Below are 6,492 nucleotides of genomic sequence, written 5' to 3'. Positions count from 1 at the left end.
GCGGGTGGAGGAGAGATCAGGCTGGCTACCATCGAGCAGAACCGTGCCGCGATGCGGCAGCGTGCCGAACAGCGCGCGGCCCACCTCTTCCTGCCCGGCCCCGCGCAAGCCGACCAAGCCGAGAAGTTCACCCTCATAGAGGTCGAAATCCACCGGGCCCGCATTCGGCGTGCGCAGGTCGCGCACCGACAGCCGCAAAGGCCCGGGGCGCAGATGCGCTTTTTCAAAGAGGGAAAGGTTGGACCGGCCGACGATCCAGGAGATCAGTTCCTCCGGCGTCGTCTCGGCGACTGGCTTCTCGCCAATCAGGGCGCCGTCGCGCATGACGACGACGCGATCAGCAATGCGGAAAATTTCATCCAGCCGGTGGGAGACGTAGATCATGCCCACCCCTTGTGCGCGCAACCGACGGATGGCGGCGAACAGCCGCTCCACCTCATTCGCGGGCAGGCTTGCGGTCGGCTCGTCCAGCACCAGGAAATCACAATCGACGACGAGGGCGCGGGCGATGGCGACGAGGGATTTCTCAGTCCGGCTGAGGCTCGATACCCGCGCCAGCGGGTCGATCTCGCAACCGACAAGGTCCAGCGCCTGCGTGGCGCGCCGTTCGGTAGCACCCCAGTCGATGGCCCCGAACAAAGCGGGCCGGCGGCCGAATCCCTCGGCGAGGCTCATATTCTCCGCGACCGTCATCCATTCAATGAGCCCGAGGTCCTGATGAATGAAGGCGACGCGGTGCGCGCTGCCGCCCGCGCCCTGCACGCGATGGCGGTAGGGCTGGCCGTCGATCGAGACCGTGCCCTCGTCCGCGCGCACGATGCCGCCGAGAATTTTGATGAGGGTCGATTTGCCAGCGCCATTCTCCCCCAGCAGGGCCACGACCTGGCCGCGTTCCACGCCGAAGCTCACGCCTTTCAACGCCTGCGTGCCGCCGAAGGATTTCGCGACCCCGTCGAAGCGGAGTCCGCTTGTCTGTTCCATCCCTGCCTCTCCCGGGGTTAGCCCCCGTGTTCTCGTTCAGGATTGTTCGACGTCTACTTGATCTTTTTCTCAGTCCTTACTTTTCATGCGTCGCACCGCAGCCTCACAAGCTCGCGGTAATGCCGCCATCCACGTAGAGGATATGGCCATTGACGAAGCTCGAAGCGTCGGAGGCGAGGAAGATCGCCGCTCCCGCCAGTTCCTCCACCTCGCCCCAGCGGCCGGCGGGCGTGCGGGCCGCGAGCCAACCGCTGAACGTTGTGTCATCCACCAATGCCTGGTTCAGCTCCGTTCTGAAAGAGCCGGGCCCAAGGCCGTTGACCTGCAGACCAAGCTTGCCCCAATCCGTCGCCATGCCCTTGGTGAGCATCTTCACGGCTCCCTTGGTCGCGGTATAGGGCGCGATGCCGGGCCGGGCGAGTTCGCTCTGCACCGAACAGATATTGACGATCTTGCCGTGCCCGCGGGGGATCATGCATTTGGCGACCGCTTGGCCGACATAGAAGACGCTGTCGAGATTGACAGTGGTGATCTTGTGCCAAGCGTCCAGCGGGAAATCCTGCAACGGCGTGCGATGCTGCATGCCGGCATTGTTGAAGAGAATTTCGATCGGGCCGATCTCTCGCTCGATCCGCGCGACGCCGGCGACGACGGCGGCATGATCGGTGACGTCGAAACCCGCCGCGTGGACGGTGAAACCCTTCGCCGCGAGCGTGTCCCTTGCCCGGCCCAGCGCCGCTTCGTCACGGCCATTGAGAATGATGGTGGCGCCGGCGCCCGCCAAAGCCTCGGCAATGGCATAGCCGATCCCCTTGCTGGAACCGGTGATGAGAGCGATGCGGCCGGAGAGATCGAACAGCGTCAAGCCTTCCCCCAATTGGTGTTCGTCGCCCGTTTGGGCTGCCCGTCTTCCGCGGTACCTGGGCGGCGATGTTAGCGATAACGGTCCTTGTGTCAAGGAAAGCGGGGCGGGTCCAGCCCCGGCCCTCTCAGTGCTGCATCAGAACCGGTAGATCGGCATCCTGCAGGATCTCCCGCGTCACGCCGCCGAGCAGGAATTCCGTCCAGCGGGCACGGGTGAAGGCCCCCATGACGAGAAGATCGGCGCCCGCCTTGTGCGCCTCCTGCAGAAGCGCCTGGCCGATGGTCCGTCCTGCCGGATCGACCTGCACCTGCTGCACCGGAATGCCAGCGGCCTTGAGCGGCTGCAAAGCCGGGGCCAAGGCTGCATCGGCAGCCCCACCTTCCGCCACCATCAGCACCGTCACCTGCTCCGCGCGCAGCAACAGCGGCCGGGCGGAGGCAACCGCCCGCTCGGCCGCTTCACTCGGCTTCCAGGCGATGGCGATGCGCCGGCCGAGCGGCCCGCTGGCGCTGATCGGCACGAAAAGGCTCGGCAGATGAACAGAGAAAAGCGCCACATCCATCGCCTGGCCCGCATCCCGCTCCGCCCCCGGCGCGTGGCCGATGACAAGGACATCGCTGTGCCGTGCCGCGCGGGTCACCACTGGCTCGGTCTCGCCAGTCTCCTCCTGATAGCGCGCGGCATGGCCGCGCGCGACCCAGGCATCAAAGCACGCACGGATATCCGCGGTCCGCGCAGTTTCGGCCTCCTCGCGCCGGGCAAGCTTCGCCGGCCCCGCCACCTCCTCGGTCGGCAGGATGCCCTCCATCGCGGGATGCCGGATGACGAGGGCCACGATCTCGCTGTCGCCAAGCCGAGCCGCTGCTTCGCCCGCGGCGTCCAGCACCAAAGTCGCGGTCTCCACGCGGTCGAGAATGGCGAGCAGAATCCTGGTCATGCGGCATCCCATAAAGCCGAAGCGAAGCGCATAGCTTGCCTCCCCCGGCGTGACGTCCGCAAGGCGTCAGAGCCGGGCGCCGCGACCCTCGAGATGAGGCCCCAGCAAGGCGAGATCAGCCGGGCCAAGCCGTGCGGCCGCGGTATTGGCCTGGTGCCAGTAGGGATAGGCGAGCGGCGGCCGGCTGACCTTCTCCAGCCGCACAACCTCCTCCGCCGAGAGCGTGAGGTCGGCGGCACGCAGATTGGCCGTGAGCTGCGCCTCGGTTCGCGCACCGATGACAAGCGAGGTGATGGCCGGGCGGGTCAGGCTCCAGGCGAGTGCCACTTCGGCCGCCGAGACGCCGCGCGCCTCGGCGATCTCAACCAGAACCTCGATCGTGTCGTAGAGGCGGGCCTCGTCATAGACCGGTGGCTCGCCCCAATCCTGCAGGTGCCGGCTACCCTCGGGCGCCGTTTTGCCGCGACGATACTTGCCCGACAGCAACCCGCCCGCGAGCGGGCTCCAGACGAGCACGCCCAGCCCCTGGTCGACGCTCACCGGGATCAACTCGTTCTCCGCATCGCGCCCCTGCAGCGAATAGTAGACCTGCTGGCTGACGAGCGGGACGAAGCCCCCCACCCGCGCCGTCTCCATGGCCTTCATGAGATGCCAACCGGAGAAATTGGAAGCGCCGATGTAGCGGACCTTGCCGAAGCGCACGAGCGTGTCCAGCGCCTCCATGGTTTCCTCGAGCGGGGTCTGCCCATCCCATTCATGGAGCTGGTAGAGGTCGATGTGGTCGCAACGCAACCGGCGCAGGCTGGCCTCGCATTCGGCGATGATGTGGTGGCGGGAAAGCCCCTCGTCATTCGGCCCCTTCCCCATCGGGAACCGCACCTTGGTCGCGATCAGCAAGCGGTGGCGGCGGCCGTCCAGCGCCTCGCCCAGGATCTCCTCAGACCGCCCGGCGGAATAGACGTTTGCGGTATCGACGATATTGACCCCGGCGTCGAGGCAGAGATCGAGCTGCCGGCGCGCACCGGCGAGATCGGTATTGCCGGTCTTGGCGAAGAAGCTTTCGCCGCCGAAGGTCATGGTGCCGAAGGTGAGCACTGAGATTTTCAGGCCCGAACGGCCCAGCAGACGATATTCCAAGTCATCCTCCCGGTCTTGTTCTTGGCGACCAGCCTAAGGGCATTCCGACAGCACTGCCAGAGCCCGCGCTCGCGCCCATCTGTGGTGCAGGAAGCGTGCATACGCGATGGCAGGAAGTTCGTATAACGACAGACAATGGTTCAAGTGCCGCTATCCATCCCCCGGGATCGACCGCTGCGCGTCGTGGGAGACGTGCATGGCGACATCGCCGGATTTCGCTACGCCGCGGATACGGAGAAATTCGTCGTCCAGCTGGGCGATCTCGTCGATTACGGGCCAGACAGCGCAGGCGTGCTGCGGATCATGTTCGAACTCATCGATCGCGGCCAGGGACTCTTCCTGCTCGGCAATCACGATCTCAAGCTCGCCCGCTATCTGCTGGGCCAGAAGATTCGCAGCAATGCCGAGCTGGTCTCGACCGCGCGGCAAATGGATGGGCCGCTTCGCAACCGCTTCCTCGAGGAAGTCGCGCGCGCGCCGCTCTGGCTGCAAAGCGGCGATCGCATTTTCGTTCATGCCGGTTTCCACACCGAGATGATGCAAGGACCCTCGCCGCCCATGGAGATCGGCCGCGCCATCGGCATCCATGCGCGGGCGCTTTTCGGAGAGCCCACCGGGCATATCCAGCCGGACGGTTTTCCCGAGCGCAGCCTGCGCTGGGTGGGGCGCATCCCGCAGGGGCTGACGGTCTATGTCGGGCATGACCGGCGCAGCCAGGATGGCAGGCCGCTGACCCAATGGGCACGCGGCGGCGGCCGAGCGATCTTCCTCGATACCGGCGCCGGCAAGGGCGGCCATCTTTCCTGGATCGACCTGCCGGCCGAGGTCGAAAGCTAGACCGTCGTCCTACCGGACGGAGACGGGAGAACGCTCCGCGCCATTACGGCAGGCGCAGCGTGGCGGTGATACGCAGCGTCACGCCATCGGCGATCAGGGGCCGGTCTGCGACCATGCCGAACTCGGTGCGGTCCAGCCGGCCGTGGGCGGCAACCTGAAGCACGTCCACGCCATCACGCCGGCTGCGCGTGACAGTGCCGGCCAATTCCTCGGGCCGGGTCACCCCGCGAATGGTCAGCTGCCCCGCGACCGTGAATTGGCCATCGGCGCCGATGGCCGCATGGTCGCTCGTGAAGCGGATTTCGGGCGTGCGCCTGTAGTCGAAATAAGCCGGGGCCCGCAGCATCGACGCCCCGCCGAAGGGCACGTCCATCGCATCATCCATCACCGTCACGGCAATGCGGACCGCCTCGGGATGTGCCGGGTCCAACAGGATATGGCCCGCGAAGCGGGTGAAGGCCCCGTCGACCGGCACGGTGCCTGCCACCAACGTATGGAATCGGATATCGGCGCTGTCGGGACCGATCGGATAGTCGATCACTCCCGCCCAAGCCGGCCGCGCGCGGAGCAGGCAGGCCGCCCAAAAAAGGCCGATCAATCCGCCTCTAAGGGCCGTGCTGCGCGGGCGTCTCATTATGGCTGGTCTCTCCCAGGGGGGTACCCTGACTGACGAAGCTTACACGCCCCTGACGAGCCTGCGGTTACGCGTCCCGGCCGGGGCCTTGGACACAGCAGCGAAGCGCGAGGTGGGCTAACGCCGGCCGGAGACCTTCTGCCGCGCCTTGAAGGCAGCGACCATGCGCGCCGTCTCTTCCTCGCTCGGCGCCGCCATGGTGCGGGTGCGGGCCGCCGGGGCCTTCTTCGCGCCCGCTCTGGCCGCGGCTGGCTTGGCCATCGGCATCTTGCCCGCTAGCAGGTTCGCCGGAATTTCGGAGATGAAGCGCGAGGGCTTGCTCTTCCACTGGCGCCGCCGCTCCACCCAGGAGAGGTGCAGCGTGTGCCGCGCGCGGGTGAGACCGACATAGAAGAGCCGCCGCTCCTCCGGCAGCGAGCCCTCATTCTCCGCTCGCCGGCTGGGAAAGACCCCCTCCTCCAGCCCCGCCATGAAGACATGGTCGAACTCCAGCCCTTTGGCGCGGTGGAGCGTCATGACCTGGATACTGTCCGGCCCCTCGGGCTCGACATCCAGCGCCCCGAGTGCCGCAGCCTCGGCGAAATCGGCGACGGAACCCAGTCGGTCGGCGCGGGCCAGCAGCGTCGTCCAACTCCGCCGCAGCGAGGCCGAGTGCGCCAGCGGATCGGCGAGCCCGCTTTCCTCGGCCGCAAGGCGCAGCGCTTCCGCCGGCCGGGTGCGGCGCGGGTCAATGCCCGAGGCGACGCGCCGGGCGATGTCCAGCACCTGTCCGAAGCCGAGGCGCTCGGCATCCGACAGCGGCGCCTGCTCTACACAGGCGGCCAGCGGCTCTGCTGTCTCCGTCGCGAACTGTCGCAGCCGCGCGAAGGCCTGGCCGGAAATATCCCGGCGCGGCATGGCGCAGGTGCGGCGGAAGGCGTCGTCGGCGGCCGCGTCCCATTCCTCCGCGCCGCGCCGCCCGGCCGAGCGGCTGAGGGCGAGCCGCAGCCAGGCGATGGCGCCGAGGATTTCGCGCGGCATCTCGGTCTCGCGCTCGCTCACCATCTGCACCGGCAGCGCCGCCTCGCGCAGCGCCTCCAGGATGGGCTCGGCGACGAAACC

General features: G+C 67.3%; 7 protein-coding genes. 1 reads left to right on the top strand and 6 read right to left on the bottom strand.

What is annotated here, in order from left to right; translation table 11 throughout:
- The 4 genes from VL752_RS16190 to VL752_RS16175 form a co-directional block, all read right to left on the bottom strand.
- Nucleotides 1-981: sugar ABC transporter ATP-binding protein (locus tag VL752_RS16190; protein WP_325356895.1), on the bottom strand; the 981-nt coding region annotated here is incomplete at its 3' end.
- A 103-nt stretch (nt 982-1,084) separates the two neighbouring features.
- Nucleotides 1,085-1,846, bottom strand: coding sequence for an SDR family oxidoreductase (locus VL752_RS16185; protein ID WP_325356894.1), 762 nt, complete (start codon nt 1,844-1,846; stop codon nt 1,085-1,087).
- Nucleotides 1,847-1,970: 124 nt separating this feature from the next.
- The gene (locus VL752_RS16180; RefSeq protein WP_325356893.1) at nt 1,971-2,783 is read right to left on the bottom strand and encodes a universal stress protein; all 813 of its coding nucleotides are present in this window, start codon (nt 2,781-2,783) and stop codon (nt 1,971-1,973) included.
- 66 nt (nt 2,784-2,849) lie between these two features.
- The gene (locus tag VL752_RS16175) at nt 2,850-3,920 is read right to left on the bottom strand and encodes an aldo/keto reductase (protein WP_325356892.1); all 1,071 of its coding nucleotides are present in this window, start codon (nt 3,918-3,920) and stop codon (nt 2,850-2,852) included.
- Nucleotides 3,921-4,055: 135 nt separating this feature from the next.
- On the opposite strand from VL752_RS16175, the gene VL752_RS16170 reads away from it, so the two are divergent.
- Nucleotides 4,056-4,757, top strand: a complete 702-nt coding sequence (locus VL752_RS16170; protein ID WP_325356891.1) for a metallophosphoesterase — start codon at nt 4,056-4,058, stop codon at nt 4,755-4,757.
- A gap of 43 nt (nt 4,758-4,800) precedes the next feature.
- On the opposite strand, the gene VL752_RS16165 is transcribed toward VL752_RS16170, so the two are convergent.
- Nucleotides 4,801-5,391, bottom strand: coding sequence for a YceI family protein (locus tag VL752_RS16165; RefSeq protein ID WP_325356890.1), 591 nt, complete (start codon nt 5,389-5,391; stop codon nt 4,801-4,803).
- 117 nt (nt 5,392-5,508) lie between these two features.
- The coding region (locus tag VL752_RS16160; RefSeq protein ID WP_325356889.1) for an ATP-dependent helicase at nt 5,509-6,492 on the bottom strand (984 nt) is incomplete at its 5' end.

The organism is Acidisoma sp. (genome assembly GCF_035492295.1).
GTDB lineage: Bacteria > Pseudomonadota > Alphaproteobacteria > Acetobacterales > Acetobacteraceae > Acidisoma.
This window is presented reverse-complemented; position numbering and strand designations above follow the sequence as displayed.

Bases quoted from the DNA above. Each gene is read 5' to 3' on its own strand.
- VL752_RS16165 (WP_325356890.1), bottom strand. From the start codon at position 5,391: ATGAGACGCCCGCGCAGCACGGCCCTTAGAGGCGGATTGATCGGCCTT.
- VL752_RS16180 (WP_325356893.1), bottom strand. From the start codon at position 2,783: ATGACCAGGATTCTGCTCGCCATTCTCGACCGCGTGGAGACCGCGACT.
- VL752_RS16170 (WP_325356891.1), top strand. From the start codon at position 4,056: ATGGTTCAAGTGCCGCTATCCATCCCCCGGGATCGACCGCTGCGCGTC.